This window comes from Saccharolobus solfataricus (assembly GCF_900079115.1).
GTDB lineage: Archaea > Thermoproteota > Thermoprotei_A > Sulfolobales > Sulfolobaceae > Saccharolobus > Saccharolobus solfataricus.
The window spans coordinates 2,811,924-2,828,440 of record NZ_LT549890.1 but is presented as its reverse complement, the minus strand read 5'-3'; the positions used below and the strand labels follow the sequence as shown (position 1 = coordinate 2,828,440).

The window sequence follows — 16,517 nt, the reverse complement described above, 5'->3', positions numbered from 1 at the left end:
TTGTAATATATATTAACAAAGCTTTAATTAGATTCTCTTGTCTGTAGATATTATATGAGATCGTTTTATAGACCTAAAATAGACCTTCAAGGCTTCTGGAAATTCAAGATAGATAACGAGAATACTGGGGAAGAGAATGGGTGGTATAAAGGCTTAGAATCTGAAGATATTATTTACGTACCAGCTTCTTGGAATGAGCAAAACCCAAAGTGGGATCAGTTTTCTGGGATAGCGTGGTACCAAAAGGACTTGTTCGTTAGCAACGATAATGGAAATAGGAAGGCTTGGATGGTATTTGAGGGGGCTGGATACATCACAAAACTTTGGATTAACGGAGAATATGGGGGGACTCATGAGGGATCATTTACCCAGTTTAAATTTCCTATTAAACTTAAAGTTAATGAATTTAATAAAATAGTAGTGAAGATAGATAACACGCCATCCCCCTATAACTTACCCCCAGCCAGAGATCTAAACAATGCAGCATTTGATTTCTTTAACTATGGGGGAATCCATAGGCCGGTTTACATAGAGTTTGTAGATGAGTGTCACGTAGAAGACATAACGGTATATACTAAATCCTATGGGCACCTAAAGGTAGAAATTTTGTCAGAATGTAATCAAAGGTTCAGCTTAAGGTTTAAATTAGTTGATAAAGAGGGAAGGGTAATATTGAATGAGGAGAGTAGTAACGAAGTATTCGAAAAGGATGTAAATAATGTTATACCTTGGTCTCCAGATAATCCCTACTTATACACTCTCATAGTGGAAATGTACGTTGGTGGTAATCTGAAGGATTCGGTTTATGAACGTATAGGCTTTAGAGATGTAGAGGTGAAGGATGGCAAAATATACTTAAACGGAAAACCCATATTCTTGAAGGGCTTTGGAAGGCATGAGGATTTTCCAATACTAGGCAAATTTACCTATGGGGCAGTATTAGTTAGGGATTTTTACCTTATGAGAAAAATTGGAGCAAACTCCTTCAGAACTTCCCACTACCCTTATTCAAACGAACACTTAGATTTAGCTGATGAAATGGGATTTTTGGTCATACTGGAACCACCTTTATGTTATTCCAATATCAGTAGAGTAATGAGCCAAGAGGAGATTGCTAAGATGTTCGGCGATGTGAAGTACTTCGAAAAAGTAAGGGATACGATAAAGGAAATGATTAGACAACATAAAAATAGGCCTTCTGTGATAATGTATAGTGTAATGAATGAACCTCCAAGCGATATACGTGAGGTTGCAGAATTCATAAGGAGGGAAGTAGAACTCTTTAAGAGTTTGGACTCTTCCAGACCAGTAACTTTTGCTTCTCATAGATCAGTACGAGACCTAGCATTGGAATACGTTGACGTAATTTCCTTAAATTATTACCATGGATGGTATACTGAGTGGGGGGATATTGATAGTGGTGTAAAGGTTGTCGCAATAGAGTTGGAGGAAATCCATAAGAAATTTCCAGAGAAGCCAATAATCATTACTGAATTTGGTGCTGATGCCATATACGGTCTTCATAGCGATCCTCCCCAAATGTGGTCAGAGGAATATCAGAGTGAAATGATAAGAAAGTATATAGAAGCATTGAGGGAGAAAGATTATATTGTAGGCTTTCACATATGGAACTTCGCCGACTTTAGGACCCCTCAAAATCCAAGCAGAACAATACTTAATAGGAAAGGAATATTTACTAGAGATAGACAGCCAAAGTTGGCAGCTAAAGTAGTAGAGGAATTATTCAAAAATAAATTGCGTTCTTAAAGTGATAGCAAGAGTATATTATGGTTTTACCTTTGTAATAATGATGGCATATGTCTTAACCTGTTGGGGGCTAAGGGAAGTCCCTTCATATTAGTGCAATAGTTCATTATACAATCTGCCTTACTCTATAGTATTTTTCTCAAAGCTTATTATTTGATTTATTTTCTCTATCATCTTTCTCTTAACATCCTCACTTACCACATCGTCCAAATTTGGTAGCGGTGGTCGTGTAGCATAGCTTGAGATTAAACCACGTAGCCACGCCCCTAGCTTAGCTAAATGGGACATTGTCAAGGGGAGTTTTATAAATGACCTATACTCTAAGAGCAGATCATATAGTCTTATGGCAGTATCAATATTCCTCTTTTTCTCATAACTCTCATAAATCATAAGGGGTAAAGAGGAAAAGGAGCCCATTGAAGTTGTAAATCCTTTAGCCCCTAAAACAAGACCCAATAGCGCTCTCTCTTCTAAACCATCTATTACATCTATCTTATCCCCTACTAGTCTTACCACTTCCTTAAATTCTACAACATTATACCTAGCCTCCTTTAGCACCCTAAAACTAGGTATCATATCATTTAATCTCTTTATTAGTTGAGGAGAGAGATCCACTCCCGTTGATGATGGATTGTTATATAATACCATGGTTGAATCACATAGTTCAGCCACCTTAAAGAAATACTCCATCAGTCCCTTTTCATTACCCTTTAAGTAATAAGGAGGTAAGACCATAATTTTATCGACACCTATCTCCTTATATTTCTTGCAAAGCTCACCAGTTTCTAAAAATGAGGTAGATGAGGCACCAGCTATAATTTCGCCCTTACTTAATGCTCTTCTCACATGATCAACAACTCTAACTTTCTCTTCAACGGTTAAAGAGGAGAATTCACCAGCAGTACCTAAAGGCACAATATACTTATACCCGGAGTTCTGTGCGAACTCCACGATTCTTTTTAGCCCTTCTAAGTCTAGCTCCAATGTTTTGGTGAAAGGTGTTACGTTGGTTAGGAAAACTCCATCCATATCTCTATCTTCGTAGAAAACTTATAAAACATATTGCTAATCTATTTCAATGGAAATCGTGTTCACTAGTTTGGCTTATCCAGAGTTAAGTTTAGAAGATGTTGTAGAGAGGGTAAGTAGGTTTGGGTTCGATGGACTAGAGTTGAGAGTAGCAGACGATGGTAAACATTTGAAACCGGAGTTCCCGATAAATAGAAAAGCGTTAGAAATTCTCTCATCAATCAAAATATCTGATCTGGCAGGATATACTAGGTTCCATTTTTCTGATGAATCTGAGAGAAAAAGGAACGAGAAAGCATTGGAAACGTTAATAAAAATGGCTAATAGCTTGAATGCTCTTGGAGTAAGAGTATATGGAGGAGAATTCTCTGAAAAAAGTGCAATTCATAGAATAGCCGAGTCATTAAATAGGATGAATAGAATAGCTGAAGATTATTCAGTTAAAATTCTTATAGAAACTCATGACAGTTTAGCTAAAAAGGATAACATAGTTAAGTTATTGCAAGAGCTCGAGGAGGACATAGGATTCGTATATGACCCAGCTAATGTAATTTACGCAAACAATTCCCATGAGGAAGTTTTCCCTTTAATATCTGAAAGAATATTTCAAGTTCATGTGAAGGATTTTGTGATAAAGAATAATAAAAGAGTATTCGTTGAACCGGGTAAAGGGATTATTCCCCTAAAGAAAATAGTTATGGATCTAAAGGGATTTGGGTATAAATATTACATATCAGTCGAGTGGGAGAAAATGTGGTATCCTGAACTGGAAAACGGTGATTTCATGTTACCAAAATATCTCTCTTATTTAAGGGAATTGTTAGGTCATTAAGTAGTAGAGTATTTAAATCAGTCGAGATATAACATGTAAGCCAGAACTCTTAAATCTAGATACAGATACTCTAATATCGTGACAGCTATAAAGAGTCTCCTAAATCAGATGAGCATAGAGGAAAAAATAGCTCAACTCCAAGCTATACCAATAGACGCTCTTATGGAGGGAAAGGAATTCTCTGAGGAAAAAGCGAGGAAATATCTAAAATTAGGAATAGGGCAGATCACCAGAGTAGCTGGTAGCAGATTAGGTCTAAAACCAAAAGAAGTCGTAAAACTGGTGAATAAAGTTCAAAAGTTTCTGGTGGAAAATACCAGGCTCAAAATTCCAGCTATAATACATGAGGAATGTCTATCTGGCTTAATGGGATATTCTTCTACAGCGTTTCCCCAAGCTATTGGGCTAGCCAGTACTTGGAATCCAGAATTACTTACAAATGTAGCATCAACCATAAGATCTCAAGGAAGGCTAATTGGGTTAACCAATGTCTTTCTCCAGTATTAGATGTTTGCAGAGACCCAAGATGGGGGAGGTGTGAAGAGACTTACGGGGAAGACCCATATCTAGTAGCTTCAATGGATTAGCATATATTACTGGATTACAAGGTGAGACCCAATTAGTGGCAACTGCAAAGCACTTCGCAGCCCATGGTTTTCCAGAGGTGGAAGAAATATTGCACAAGTACATGTGGGAAATAGAGAATTAAGGGAAACGTTCTTATTCCCATTTGAGGTGGCAGTAAAGATAGGAAAAGTAATGTCAATTATGCCAGCATATCATGAAATTGATGGAGTCCCATGTCATGGTAATCCCCAATTACTAACTAATATTCTAAGACAAGAATGGGGATTTGACGGAATAGTGGTATCAGATTACGATGGTATTAGACAATTAGAGGCAATACACAAGGTTGCGTCAAATAAGATGGAGGCAGCTATTTTGGCTCTCGAATCTGGAGTGGACATTGAGTTTCCGACCATAGATTGTTACGGTGAACCTTTAGTTACTGCTATAAAGGAGGGTCTAGTCTCAGAGGCTATAATAGATAGAGCAGTGGAGAGAGTTTTGCGAATTAAAGAAAGACTTGGACTTTTAGATAATCCATTTGTCGACGAAAGCGCAGTTCCAGAAAGGTTGGATGATCGAAAATCTAGAGAATTAGCGTTAAAGGCTGCCAGAGAGTCGATAGTCCTCCTCAAAAACGAGAACAATATGTTACCTTTAAGTAAGAATATTAATAAAATTGCAGTGATAGGGCCAAATGCCAATGATCCAAGAAACATGTTAGGAGACTATACTTATACCGGACACCTAAATATAGATAGCGGGATAGAGATAGTAACGGTACTCCAAGGAATAGCGAAAAAAGTTGGAGAAGGCAAAGTACTTTACGCAAAGGGGTGTGATATTGCAGGTGAATCGAAAGAAGGGTTCTCCGAGGCAATAGAAATAGCCAAGCAAGCTGATGTAATAATAGCAGTCATGGGTGAGAAATCAGGGTTACCACTATCCTGGACAGATATTCCTTCTGAAGAAGAGTTTAAGAAATATCAAGCGGTCACTGGGGAGGGTAACGATAGGGCTAGTCTTAGATTACTTGGAGTTCAAGAGGAATTACTTAAAGAACTATATAAGACCGGAAAACCAATAATTTTAGTTTTAATTAATGGTAGGCCCTTGGTCCTTTCACCAATAATTAATTACGTCAAAGCGATAATTGAAGCATGGTTCCCTGGAGAAGAAGGAGGAAATGCCATAGCAGATATAATATTTGGAGACTACAATCCAAGTGGACGATTACCTATAACGTTCCCAATGGATACTGGGCAATACCATTATATTATAGTAGGAAACCGTCTTCCTTTAGACCATATGTTATGCTCCATTCATCTCCACTATTTACGTTTGGATATGGTTTAAGTTACACACAATTCGAATATTCTAACCTTGAAGTTACCCCAAAAGAGGTTGGACCTTTAAGTTATATCACCATTTTACTTGACGTTAAAAATGTGGGAAATATGGAAGGCGATGAGGTAGTCCAACTATATATTTTCAAAAAGCTTTTCTAGCGTTGCTAGACCCAGTTAAGGAATTAAAAGGATTTGCTAAAGTTCATCTTAAACCTGGTGAAAAGAGAAGAGTCAAATTCGCACTACCCATGGAAGCGTTAGCGTTTTACGATAACTTTATGCGACTAGTAGTAGAGAAAGGCGAGTATCAGATATTAATAGGAAATTCGTCTGAAAACATAATTCTTAAGGATACATTCAGAATAAAGGAGACGAAACCCATTATGGAAAGAAGAATATTTCTATCAAATGTACAAATAGAGTAAATAAAAAGAAAAACTTATCTTTATTTTTCCCTTTCTTTTTATTTTATCTTCTTCTAAGGCCTAGTATCACTCCCACTATTATTACGACTATTATTACAACAGCTATTATGGCGTATAGTGTAGTGTTGGATGAACTGACAGTAGTAGTAACAGTAGCTGTAGTAGTACTTACAGACGTGGAGACACTTGTAGTAGTTGAAACACTTGTGGTAGTAACAGTACTTGTGGTGGTGGACGTGCTAGTTGTGGTAGTAGTTGTGGTAGTTTGATACACGAGACGTTATCCAAGTTGATTAAATGGCAATTCATGAGTAATATTAATAAGAAATTAGGATGAGATAATATTATGGTAAAGGCAATTTCAACTGAAAAGGACCTCTTGCTCAAGATAGATAAATCCTTCCCTTGGGAAACGTTTAGGAGTAAGCTTAAGTCCCTTTACTCCAAGAAGCCCAAGTGGGACGTCATCTTACTCCTCAAAGTCCTCCTAATCAAGTTCGTTTTCGACATCTCTTGGAATAACTTGGAGGGAGAAATTAGGGACAGTAAGAGTTTTATGGACTTCTTGGGCGGGAAAGTTCCACCAAAGAGCACAGTATTCTTCTTCTACAAGAAACTCCAACAAACAGTTATTCAAGAGGGCGAGACAATGAGAACAACACTAATGGATGAGTTAAACAAGGCTTTGAACAAGGTGATCAGCGAGTATAGGGAATTTGAACTTGAAGTTGGGAGAGAAAAAACGATAGGTTCGAGGACTACTACATAATTGACACATTCTTCCGTGAGGCCTACCCCGGAAAGAGGAGTCTTCAAAACGGTCTTGAGAAGATCTCACTTGACCTTAAGGAGATGGGGTTCAATGACGTTTTTCTCCTCATGGGTTATACTACTTCCAGGCTCAAGAACTTCACAGCCTTTAGGAAGTATAAGGGTAGTTGGGGTAGGAAGCACGGTAAGTCCTACTTCGGGTTTAAGGTCTTGTGGAAAGGAGGACTAATTTCGTTAGGGACTTCAAGGTTGGATTGTTGAGTGATCTAGCCTTTTCATTTGATAACGTTAAGTTAATGGCTGATAGGGCTTGGATTTCCAGGAAGGACGTCTTAGTTAAGGGTGTTGGTAGTGCTGGACTTCCGGTTGAGGGTAGTGGTGTTAAGATTAGGGAAGGTAAGGCTTCGTCTACAACCTTAAGGGGAGTGGTTATGGAGGTATTCTTCCTTAACTTCTATCGTGATCTCGAAATTCTTTCGACGAGGATTAGGACGAAGGTACTCGTTAATTAACGAGGTTCGTTTACGTCAGTATGGGAATCTCATTTTTTGCGTAAAAAACGAGATGAATGGAATACAGAAAAAGTTGAGAGGATGAGAATTTCTGGAGAAAAGTTTGTATATACGAGGGCGAACCTGAATATATGAAACATGAGAATACAACTAAACCGGCGAAGTTCAACCGGGACTTCGCCAGGTCCGCCCTCAAGATAATTTACTCGGTCCTCACTAAAATACTTTTCCCTGAGGAACTCCTCAGTGCCTTGCTTAAGGCGAGTGGGAGCTACTTGAGCAGGTTGGGGAAAGATGGGAGAAGAGCGTTGAGAAAGTTGAACGCGGTTCAAGTTGAGGACGTGAGGGATGCGTTGAGGAAGATGGGAAGGATGACGTTAAGGGGAGTCAGGGACAGGAGGGTAGCAGTGGACTTCCATGCCATACCTCAATATCACGCTGACAAGAGTTTCTTGAGTAGGATAAAGCCAACTAAGGGGACGTCGTGGGGACTGGTTCAAGCTGCGATCTTCCTCCTGGGGAGGACGAGGAGCTTCTTGGACGTGATCCCAGTGACCGTGAAGAACGTAGCTGAAGGTTTCAAGGCGGTGATGGAGGTAATCGTGAAGGAGTTGGAGGAGGACAAGCTGAGGCTCGTCATGGTCTTCGCGGACAGGGAGTTCGCGGTGAACGAAGTGATTAGGTTCCTCTTGGAGTTGGGCTTGGACTTCGTCATATCTGCCAAGGCCCAGATGTACAAGAAGTACAAGGGGATGTTGCAAGATGTGGATGTGAGTTTTGGCGGAGTTAGATATACTGGATTTCTCTGCGTGAGACATGGGAGTGGAGCTTATCTCATTATTCTGAGGAAGGAAGACGGCAAGATTATTGCCTTCCTCGTGAGGAAGGAGATGGATCTTTATGATGCCATAGTCCTTGCCGAGATGTATAGGGAGAGGTGGGGGATAGAGAACGCCTTCCGCTCTCTTGAGGAGTTCAGGATCAGGACTAGGACTTGTGACGTGAGGAAGGAATTGGTTCTCGTTCTGCTTTCCTATCTTCTCTTGAATGTCTGGTTCTTGATCCGCTCTTGGAGGAAGGTAAAGTTGTGGGAGTTCTCGGTCTCCCTCTCGAATCTCCTCGATCGGGAGGTAAGAGTGGAACAAGAACGCGCGTTCCGTGAAGTGAAGACGTCATTCCCCCAGACTCCAGCTAACCCTATGCACCTCCTTCCAGCTACGTGAAATTAATTCTATATATTTATATTCTGCTATTGAAAACTGACTTATTAACTGTCATTTTCATAAAATATATGCAGTTATATTTGAATAAAACTGGTGCGGTTCAATCTTACATATATTATCATTTATATCAGAAAAATGAGATTCCCATACTGACGTGTTTACTTGTTGTTATGGCAAATTTTATTGCAAGATTGTACAATTATCTGTATTTTCCCTTATTAATACATATTATATTATTTTTTATACTTGAATATAATGAAGAATAGTGTAATCTGAAATGCTGTAATTATAATGGTTTTTAATTTTGCTCAAATCGGACAACGTCACGAATGGATCATTGGAAGTATACCATTAGTAGTTTTAGGAAATTCCCTTATCATAAAAAGTCAAAATATTTATCCATGTATTTATAAATATCTTTCATTGTACTTCTTAATATTATAGCTTATCAATAAACATTTTTCATCTAACCAGGAAAGATTCATTATATATTTTTAACGTAACGTAAAAGTGTAACGATTTTCCTATAAATGCTATACGAAATCAGACAGAGATTGTACAGAGAAGTAACGCAGTGGTTAATGACGAGATTATTAAAATAACGCTTTTTGGACTTGTTAAATTTTAGCAATGAGTTAAGAGGTGTTACAAGAAGGAATTATGAATCTGATCACTACTTGAAATGAAGATAGTAGTAATTTAATGGAAAAATATTCTACGAATGAACTAAAGCATTAAGATAAAAATCTTTTTTTAAAAACAATCAAATTAACTTAGCTCTTTCAATATTTTAATTATACCATTAAAGGACTCTCTCGTACTAGCCTCTGGGTCATTTGCGCTATTTCTATAGTGAGTTTCTAAAGATATGACATGAGCACTACCCCTTAACGCTCTAAATTGTTCCTTATAGTTTATCATTCCCTTCCCTACTGGCATCCAAATAAAGTGACCATCTTTAACCATTGCATCCTTAATGTGTAAGTGCATAATGTCACCTTTTATTAATTCATATCCGTCTGGATACGGCGTCTCCCTAGCGAAGAAGGCATTTCCAGGGTCCCATAATACCTTAACCCATTTCGTCCTTATTTTATCTAAGAATGTTCTAAGCTCTTTCCCTGTGCCTACAAAACAACTGTACTCATTTTCTATGACTAATATTACCCCTTCACTTTGAGCTATATCTATAGCACTATTGAATCTTTCAGCTAACTTATCAATATAATATCTTAATTCTCCTTGATACCAAAAAGTGAATATTCTCGTGTACGCTATATCCAATTTTTTACTTAACTCTATTACTTTCCTTAAAATTTGTAAATGTTCTTTATAACCTTTTTCGTCATCTATATATATCTTAAAGCTAGGAGAATCTAGATTGGATATGATAAGCCCATACTTTTCAACAACCCTTTTCATTTCTGAAAATTCAGAATCCAATAGTTGCGTTACATTCTTATTCCATAAATTTCTTACTTCAACATAGCTTGCACCTAACTCTTTTATTACCTTTACTGCATGCTCGAAATCTTGAGAGATCTCATCTGAGATAATTCCTAATTTCCAATCCATATGATATGTCGCTATTTCCGAGTTTAAATTTTTTTAGTAATTATTTGCTTAGTGAACTTGTTGAATTTTCACAACGACTTAAGTGCCATTACAAACCTAAATTGAATATCTTTAAATTAATTAAAATAAAGATGATATAATAATATAATAAAAAATATTCAATATATCAACAAAGCAGTAATTGTTAAGATACGCAAAATAGGAGTCGTTTATACAATATAGACTAGCTAGGATGCTAACTAATCTATCACACAAAATAATGGTTAAAATTCAAGTTCTCGTCCCACTATTATGGCCAAATATATTTAACATGTTACGTATAAATATTAAATAAATCGATGCGAATAATCATAAAATAAGGTAAGCAGAAATGGCGAGAAAGATAATTTCTGGAATAATTTCTGTTTTAATGCTAATAAGTATAGGAGTTTTCATAATACCGACGATATCGCAGTCTACATCTGTACAACCCGAAGGGAGCATTGTAATTGTAGCTTCGCCAATCGGTACGTGGCAAGATAATTATAATCCGTAGAGCAGTCCTAATCTTGTTGATGACGGGGAGTGGTTTATCTATGAACCATTAGCATTAGTAAATTATGACAATGGCCAAATTATTCCTTGGTTAGCGACTAATTGGACGTGGACTACTGGTTACGTTAACACTCCTAACGGTAAAGTACAGACACTAGCGTTAATATTATACTTGAGACATGATGTGTATTTTACGGACGGTACGCCATTCAACGCAACAGCAGTATGGTACACAATAGCATTAGACCAAGCATATCCACAACTAGGGTATCTAGCAAATTTATGTTGCCAATATGACAATAATCAACCCATAAGAACTAGAAATAATATTTAATCAAAGAGCAACTCCGAGTCTGGGACAAATTAGTCTAATGGGTTTCTAAATTTATATAGCATTTCGGGATTTTTAATCTAACGCTTTAGACCACAGTAGATCGTGAATCGTGACCCTCGCTAAGACCGTCAAGTGGATCCTCTCTTCCCTGACCTTATTTTATGATCCACCCTGTCCTCCTTTTAATCGGTAGACCCAAAATCATTTTACAAAAAATAATTTTGGTTGGGTAATATCAGATTCTGAAAAATAATAGAATTTATAGCTTTGACAAGAACGCAATTAATTGAAGAAAGATTTAAGGTGAGGAAGCCGGTATTATCACGTGGTGAAGACAAGGTGATAACACCTGGTCTTCCTCACCAAAATAATCTACAACAAGTAGGGTATAAATTACTTTCCATGTTGAGCTTCAAGGGAAGAAAGGCGGAGGAGGTATCGAGAGTTCTGGTCTCCGCGTGCTTGTGGAACGACTCCGTGGAAAGCAAGTCCAAAGGGTATAACGTGTCACCACAGACCGTGAGGAACTACGTGGAGGAGCAGGGAACTGAGGTGATCGAGAAGCTATTAGAGTCCATGAGGAGGATTTCCATGGAGATACTCAAGGGAGTGAAGGAAGTCGACATCTCCATAGACTGGACAACCAAGACGTGGTATGGTAAGCCGGTGGAGGGACTGGGTAGTTCAGCCAAGGGGAACTCGTGGAACTACGCTACCGCGACCACGAAGTATCAGAATATGGTGCTCCTCCTAGCTTTCGTTCCCCAAGTTAACGGGATGAGCAAGGATGAGATCGTGAAGCTTCTCATGGAGCAAATTGTGGGAATGGGCTTCAAGGTGGGGCTCGTAACCTTGGACGCGGGATTCTACACCGTGGAAGTCCTCAAGTTCATATCGCAGTTCAAGTTCGTGATAGGAGTCCCTGTGGGGGACGTGAAGATCTACGAGGAGTTCGACGGAGAGTACACGACAAACAGTAAGAGGCATAAGAAGGAAGAGCAGGTCAAGTTCAGACTCCTGGTGTATGGTAAGGAAATCGTTAAGAAGAGGAAGAAGACCGTGGTGTACTTCGCGAGGGCGACCAACCTCGACCTACCCAAGAGGGAAGTGCTGAAGTTGTACAACAAGGTTAGGAGTCCCATTGAGACGTCTTACAGGAACATCAAGGCCTTCCTTCCCTTCACGAGCTCCACCAAGTTCATCTTCCGCGAGTTGATCTTCGTGCTGGCCATGATCTTCTACTCGCTTTACACCGTGTTTAAGAACGTCATGACAAGAGAGGAGTTTAGATTGCTGCTCATCCTCTGCTTTCTAGACGATTTATCTGATCTAAAGGATTTTATATTTAATCTTGAGGAAACACTTATTAATACTATAGATTTATTTTTATGGAGGTGATTTTGGGTCTACCGTAATGGAGGAGATCAGAGCCTCTCACGCTTAAAATACTCCTCCAAATACTCCAGTGGGTTCTTCATGAACTTCAATATCATCTCCCTCCACCTTTTCCCTCCCTTGATCGTAGCGTTAGGGTATCAAGTAGATCTCAGAATCAGGGAAGTCATCCAGTATAGACTTGCTATAGTACTTGTCAGCCCTCAAGGAGTCAACCTTTACACCAAGATCCCTCAGGACCTCGAGAACCATCTCATAAGCCTCCCTCTCACTCTTAAGCGAATAACCGTAAGCGACAATCAGGTTACTACCCAAGTCAAAGATGAAGAAGGAGTACGCGAACTCCTTCCCTTCCTTCACATCTTCCCCAGACTTCTCCCTTTCACTCCTTTAATGCTTGGTTACTACTAGGGAATAGCCTGTCCCGTCCATGACCACCTTGAGGCCACCAACGGTCTTTGAGAGTAGGTTGTAGAGGATGACGAAGATGTGGGGTGGGAGTATAGTCTCTCTACTGTCTTGTGGCTTATCTCCTTCTTCGTTAGGTTCAGTAGTGATGCTAGTTCTGCGGTTTCCTTGTTGGATAAGCCTAGATATTCCTTGATTATCAGTATGTATGCCTTCTCTTGTGGGGTTAGTTTGCTTTTTCTCCCTTGTTCTTTCTTGATCTTGACGAACTTTGCCTCCTCTAAGTCTTAACTCTCGACCGAATCTTCTTAATCTGGCTGACCTCTCTTCTTCGTTCTCCTTATTGTTCTCTATCTTACTGAGCCTACTTTCCTTGTGCAACTTGATCAAGTCCTCTATTGACTCCTTGAAATTGTCGAAGTCTTTCTGAGTTAACTTCTTATTCATGTGTTCATGATACAAAATAAGGGGTATCTAAAGTTTTTGTCCCAGAGTCGTAAATAACTACTTTGTTGATTTGTTCAATTTGTCTCATTAAAACGATATTGTATAACACTAATTTTTCAGTAATTAATATTTATTTCAACGTTCCTCTCAAGCTTACACCCTAATGCCCGGAGCCCTACCGACTACAGAATTCGCCAAGTGAACCATCCACGCGTAAGCCCAGAACTTGAGCTTAGCCTCAACTACTTGTCCAGCAAAACTTGTTGCCCTAACCGATTCCCCAAAAGTACGCTTCACCGCAGAGAACAAGGACTCGACCCTCCACCTAACGCCATAACCCTTCTCCTCCCTCCAACGATCATAACCCAACTTCCTAAACTCCCGCACAGCCTTACGTCTAGCAAGATGGCCCCTTTTAGTAGAAGCGTTCTTCTTGGGAGGAACTACAACCTCAACTCCGGTCTTGTAAACCTCATTGGCGTCATATGTCTTATCTCCATAAAACTTCTTGACCTTCTTTCCCTTATCTTGAAGATCCTTAACTGTTTTTACAGCGCTTTCAACCTCGTTGCTAGTGACCTCAGCGTTTACCACGTTGAATTCGTTATTGTCCATTACTATCTCGATCTTGAGGAATTTTGAATCCCTAGTCTTACCCCACTTGGCAACAATGTATTGTCCTCCCGTGTTTGTGCTAATGCCGGTAGCGTCTGCAATTACTTCAAGTTCGTCACTTGCCTCGGGGAAGGTTATTTTCATGTTCCTCACTCTCTCCCATATTGTTGGCTTGTGGGGATGATTTTCAATTGTTCTAAGGCTCTTAATACTCCTTCTATTGCTCTGTAAGGTAGGAAGATGTGGAGGAAGGCTAGGAAGTCGTTGAACTCCTTCGGAGCTTTATACTTTGTCCTAGCGTTCCTGTTCTCCTCTGCTAATAAGTCCCACCAATGTTCGAATACGTAGAAGGGGAACATCAACTTATATCTAGTTATGACGTTCTCGTCGTACTTGCTCCAGTCCCTCTTGTACTTACTCTTTTCCATAGGTAATACTTAAACGAATAATTTATAAACTTTTTGTACAATTCTGAAGCAATCCACAAAGCAGTAAATAACACAAAGCTTATATAATAGATCATGAAGAAGCTTTATAATGAGAATAGGGAATTTAAATGTGGAAATAGAATTTATCGCAGATAATATTGTTAGAGTTTTATACTATTATGGAAGGGAAGCCATAGTAGATAATAGTCTAGTTGTGTTACCAAACCTAGAGAAGCTAAGCATTAAAGGGGAAAGTACGGGTCCATCTATAATCTCTTTCTCCAGCGAATCTCTCAGTGTAGATATAAACACTTCTAACGGAGAGTTAATAATGAAGGACAACAAGGGGGGAATTGTCGTTAAGGAGAAAAGAAGGGATTTGAAATTTAACGAGGAGTTATCAACTTACAACGTTGAACAAGAGTTTGAGTTGAGTGAGGGTGAGAGAGTATATGGCCTGGGACAACATGCAGGTGGAAATGGTTTAGGTCAATCCTCAGCCTACAAGTTAGACTATAGCGGTCTTTCGACTACATTATCTCAGAGAAATACTGATATCGGTATTCCATTCATAGTTTCAAGCAAGGGCTATGGAATATTGTGGGATAACTATTCCCTAGGATCGATAAGTCTTAGGAGGAATAAATTAAAGGTTTGGTTTGAAGCTGGTAAAAAGATAGACTATTACGTAATTTACGGTGATTCCATAGATGATGTAATAAAAGGTTATAGGAAGTTAACTGGAGACGCTCCTCTTTTACCTAAATGGGCTTATGGGTATTGGCAGAGTAAAGAGAGATATAAATCACAAGATGAAATAACAAGTGTGGTTAAGGAGTTTAGAGAGAGGAAAATACCCTTAGACGTAATAGTACTCGACTGGAGATATTGGGGGAAGTACGGGTGGAACGCTTTCAAATTTGATGAGACAGATTTCCCAAGACCTAAAGATATGGTTGAGGAGATCCATAAAATGGGAGCTAAGTTGGCAATATCAATATGGCCTACTTTTGGGAAGGAGACTGAAGTGTTTAAGGATATGGAAAGTAAAGGGTGTATAATTCTGGGGACTACAGCGTTTAATCCCTTTAAGGATGAATGCAGAGAGCTCTTTTGGAGTTACGTTAAGGGGTTTTACGATTTAGGGATAGACGCTTATTGGCTAGATGCCTCAGAGCCAGAAACTGGGCTTGGTTTAGTCTTCTTTTCCCCAATTCACGATGTGGATTTAGAAATTGGAAAAGGGTATGAATATTTGAACGCATATCCCTTAATGGAAACTAAGGCTGTGTATGAAGGACAGAGGAGAATTAGCAATAAAAGGGTTGTAATATTGACCAGATCTGCCTTCGCCGGTCAACAGAGGCATTCTGCAATTAGTTGGTCTGGTGATGTACTGGGTGATTGGGCTACGTTAAGAGCTCAAATCCCCGCTGGGCTCAATTTTTCAATTTCTGGTATACCTTACTGGACTACTGACACCGGTGGCTTCTTCTCTGGAAACCCAGAAACTAAGGCATATGCAGAGATTTTCGTTAGGTGGTTCCAATGGAGCACGTTTTGTCCCATACTCAGAGTTCACGGTACAATATTTCCAAAAGAACCTTGGAGATTTCCAAGAGAGTACCAGGAAGTTATCCTTAAATATATAAGGTTGAGATACAAATTACTGCCTTATATTTACTCATTAGCTTGGATGACATATAGTATCGGATATACGATTATGAGGCCACTAGTTATGGATTTTAGGGATGATCAGAACGTTTACGATTTTGATGAGCAATACATGTTTGGTCCTTACATATTGATATCCCCAGTGACCTTGCCGAGTATTATAGAGAAAGAGGTTTACTTACCCTCTAAAGAATATTGGTATGATTTCTGGACTGGTGAGAAGTTAGAAGGCGGGAGGATGATGGACGTAAAGGTAACGTTAGATACCATACCCTTATTCGTAAGAAGTGGTGCTGTCTTACCATTATTGGGAAAAAATGTAAATAACGCTGAAGAGTATTGGGATGTAATTGACTTAAGGGTTTATCCAGGTAAGAACGGTTATTTCGAGTTATATGACGATGATGGGATTACGTATGAGTATGAAAAAGGAAAATATTATATAATACCAATTACTTGGGATGAAGATAAGCAAGAGCTCACTATAGGAAAGAAAAGAGGAGAGTTAGAGATGAGTAAGAAAATAATTAAGATTATCTGGGTTGAAAAGGGTAAGGGTATTGAGCACACGAAGCCAGATGTCGAAATAGAATATAACGGTAAGGAAACTATTACAGTTAAGAGGGGTTAGT

Annotated in this window: 11 protein-coding genes and 4 pseudogenes; 9 read left to right on the top strand and 6 right to left on the bottom strand. The window is 39.0% G+C overall.

The window, feature by feature from the left end; genetic code table 11:
* Window positions 1-54 precede the first annotated feature (54 nt).
* The gene (locus SSOP1_RS14990; protein WP_009990700.1) at window positions 55-1,767 is read left to right on the top strand and encodes a glycoside hydrolase family 2 TIM barrel-domain containing protein; all 1,713 of its coding nucleotides are present in this window, start codon (window positions 55-57) and stop codon (window positions 1,765-1,767) included.
* A 120-nt stretch (window positions 1,768-1,887) separates the two neighbouring features.
* Here the strand turns inward: SSOP1_RS14990 and SSOP1_RS14985 are convergent, their stop codons facing one another.
* On the bottom strand, window positions 1,888-2,796 hold the full coding sequence (locus SSOP1_RS14985) for a dihydrodipicolinate synthase family protein (protein WP_009990702.1): 909 nt from the start codon (window positions 2,794-2,796) through the stop codon (window positions 1,888-1,890).
* 49 nt (window positions 2,797-2,845) lie between these two features.
* Here SSOP1_RS14985 and SSOP1_RS16720 point away from each other — a divergent pair, with 49 nt between their 5' ends.
* Both SSOP1_RS16720 and SSOP1_RS17985 read left to right on the top strand, forming a co-directional pair.
* Window positions 2,846-3,628 (top strand): sugar phosphate isomerase/epimerase family protein, encoded by a 783-nt coding sequence (locus SSOP1_RS16720; RefSeq protein WP_049770880.1) that lies wholly within the window; start codon window positions 2,846-2,848, stop codon window positions 3,626-3,628.
* 78 nt (window positions 3,629-3,706) lie between these two features.
* Window positions 3,707-5,969: pseudogene (locus tag SSOP1_RS17985) on the top strand (glycoside hydrolase family 3 N-terminal domain-containing protein).
* Between the two features lie 43 nt (window positions 5,970-6,012).
* On the opposite strand, the gene SSOP1_RS16715 reads toward SSOP1_RS17985, so the two are convergent.
* The gene (locus tag SSOP1_RS16715) at window positions 6,013-6,243 is read right to left on the bottom strand and encodes a hypothetical protein (RefSeq protein WP_269454394.1); all 231 of its coding nucleotides are present in this window, start codon (window positions 6,241-6,243) and stop codon (window positions 6,013-6,015) included.
* A gap of 72 nt (window positions 6,244-6,315) precedes the next feature.
* Here SSOP1_RS16715 and SSOP1_RS14965 point away from each other — a divergent pair, with 72 nt between their 5' ends.
* From SSOP1_RS14965 to SSOP1_RS14955, 3 genes and pseudogenes are all read left to right on the top strand, one after another.
* Complete coding sequence (locus SSOP1_RS14965) at window positions 6,316-6,738, top strand: transposase (RefSeq protein ID WP_010924100.1); 423 nt, start codon at window positions 6,316-6,318, stop codon at window positions 6,736-6,738.
* 83 nt (window positions 6,739-6,821) lie between these two features.
* Window positions 6,822-7,252 (top strand): annotated as a pseudogene (locus tag SSOP1_RS17250) (hypothetical protein).
* A 131-nt stretch (window positions 7,253-7,383) separates the two neighbouring features.
* A complete protein-coding gene (locus SSOP1_RS14955) occupies window positions 7,384-8,475 on the top strand; it encodes an ISH3-like element ISC1359 family transposase (protein ID WP_010923018.1) in 1,092 nt (363 codons plus the stop codon).
* 768 nt (window positions 8,476-9,243) lie between these two features.
* Here the strand turns inward: SSOP1_RS14955 and SSOP1_RS14950 are convergent.
* Entirely contained in the window at window positions 9,244-10,050 is an 807-nt protein-coding gene (locus SSOP1_RS14950; protein ID WP_009993108.1) for a sugar phosphate isomerase/epimerase family protein, read from the bottom strand.
* Between the two features lie 370 nt (window positions 10,051-10,420).
* Here SSOP1_RS14950 and SSOP1_RS17245 point away from each other — a divergent pair.
* Together SSOP1_RS17245 and SSOP1_RS14945 are read left to right on the top strand one after the other, a co-directional pair.
* Window positions 10,421-10,895: pseudogene (locus tag SSOP1_RS17245) on the top strand (ABC transporter substrate-binding protein); the annotation flags it as partial.
* A gap of 362 nt (window positions 10,896-11,257) precedes the next feature.
* A complete protein-coding gene (locus SSOP1_RS14945; protein ID WP_164497324.1) occupies window positions 11,258-12,316 on the top strand; it encodes an ISH3 family transposase in 1,059 nt (352 codons plus the stop codon).
* Between the two features lie 129 nt (window positions 12,317-12,445).
* Here SSOP1_RS14945 and SSOP1_RS17480 read toward each other — a convergent pair whose 3' ends face one another.
* The 3 genes and pseudogenes from SSOP1_RS17480 to SSOP1_RS14925 form a co-directional block, all read right to left on the bottom strand.
* The gene (locus SSOP1_RS17480) at window positions 12,446-12,673 is read right to left on the bottom strand and encodes a hypothetical protein (protein ID WP_009992219.1); all 228 of its coding nucleotides are present in this window, start codon (window positions 12,671-12,673) and stop codon (window positions 12,446-12,448) included.
* A gap of 30 nt (window positions 12,674-12,703) precedes the next feature.
* Window positions 12,704-13,168 carry a hypothetical protein gene (locus tag SSOP1_RS17235; RefSeq protein WP_231918291.1) on the bottom strand — a complete coding sequence of 155 codons (465 nt, stop codon included), beginning with the start codon at window positions 13,166-13,168 and terminating at the stop codon, window positions 12,704-12,706.
* A 153-nt stretch (window positions 13,169-13,321) separates the two neighbouring features.
* A pseudogene (locus SSOP1_RS14925) lies at window positions 13,322-14,211 on the bottom strand (IS5 family transposase).
* Between the two features lie 109 nt (window positions 14,212-14,320).
* On the opposite strand from SSOP1_RS14925, the gene xylS reads away from it, so the two are divergent.
* Complete coding sequence (xylS, locus tag SSOP1_RS14920) at window positions 14,321-16,516, top strand: apha-xylosidase (RefSeq protein ID WP_009992679.1); 2,196 nt, start codon at window positions 14,321-14,323, stop codon at window positions 16,514-16,516.
* Window position 16,517: the final 1 nt, after the last annotated feature.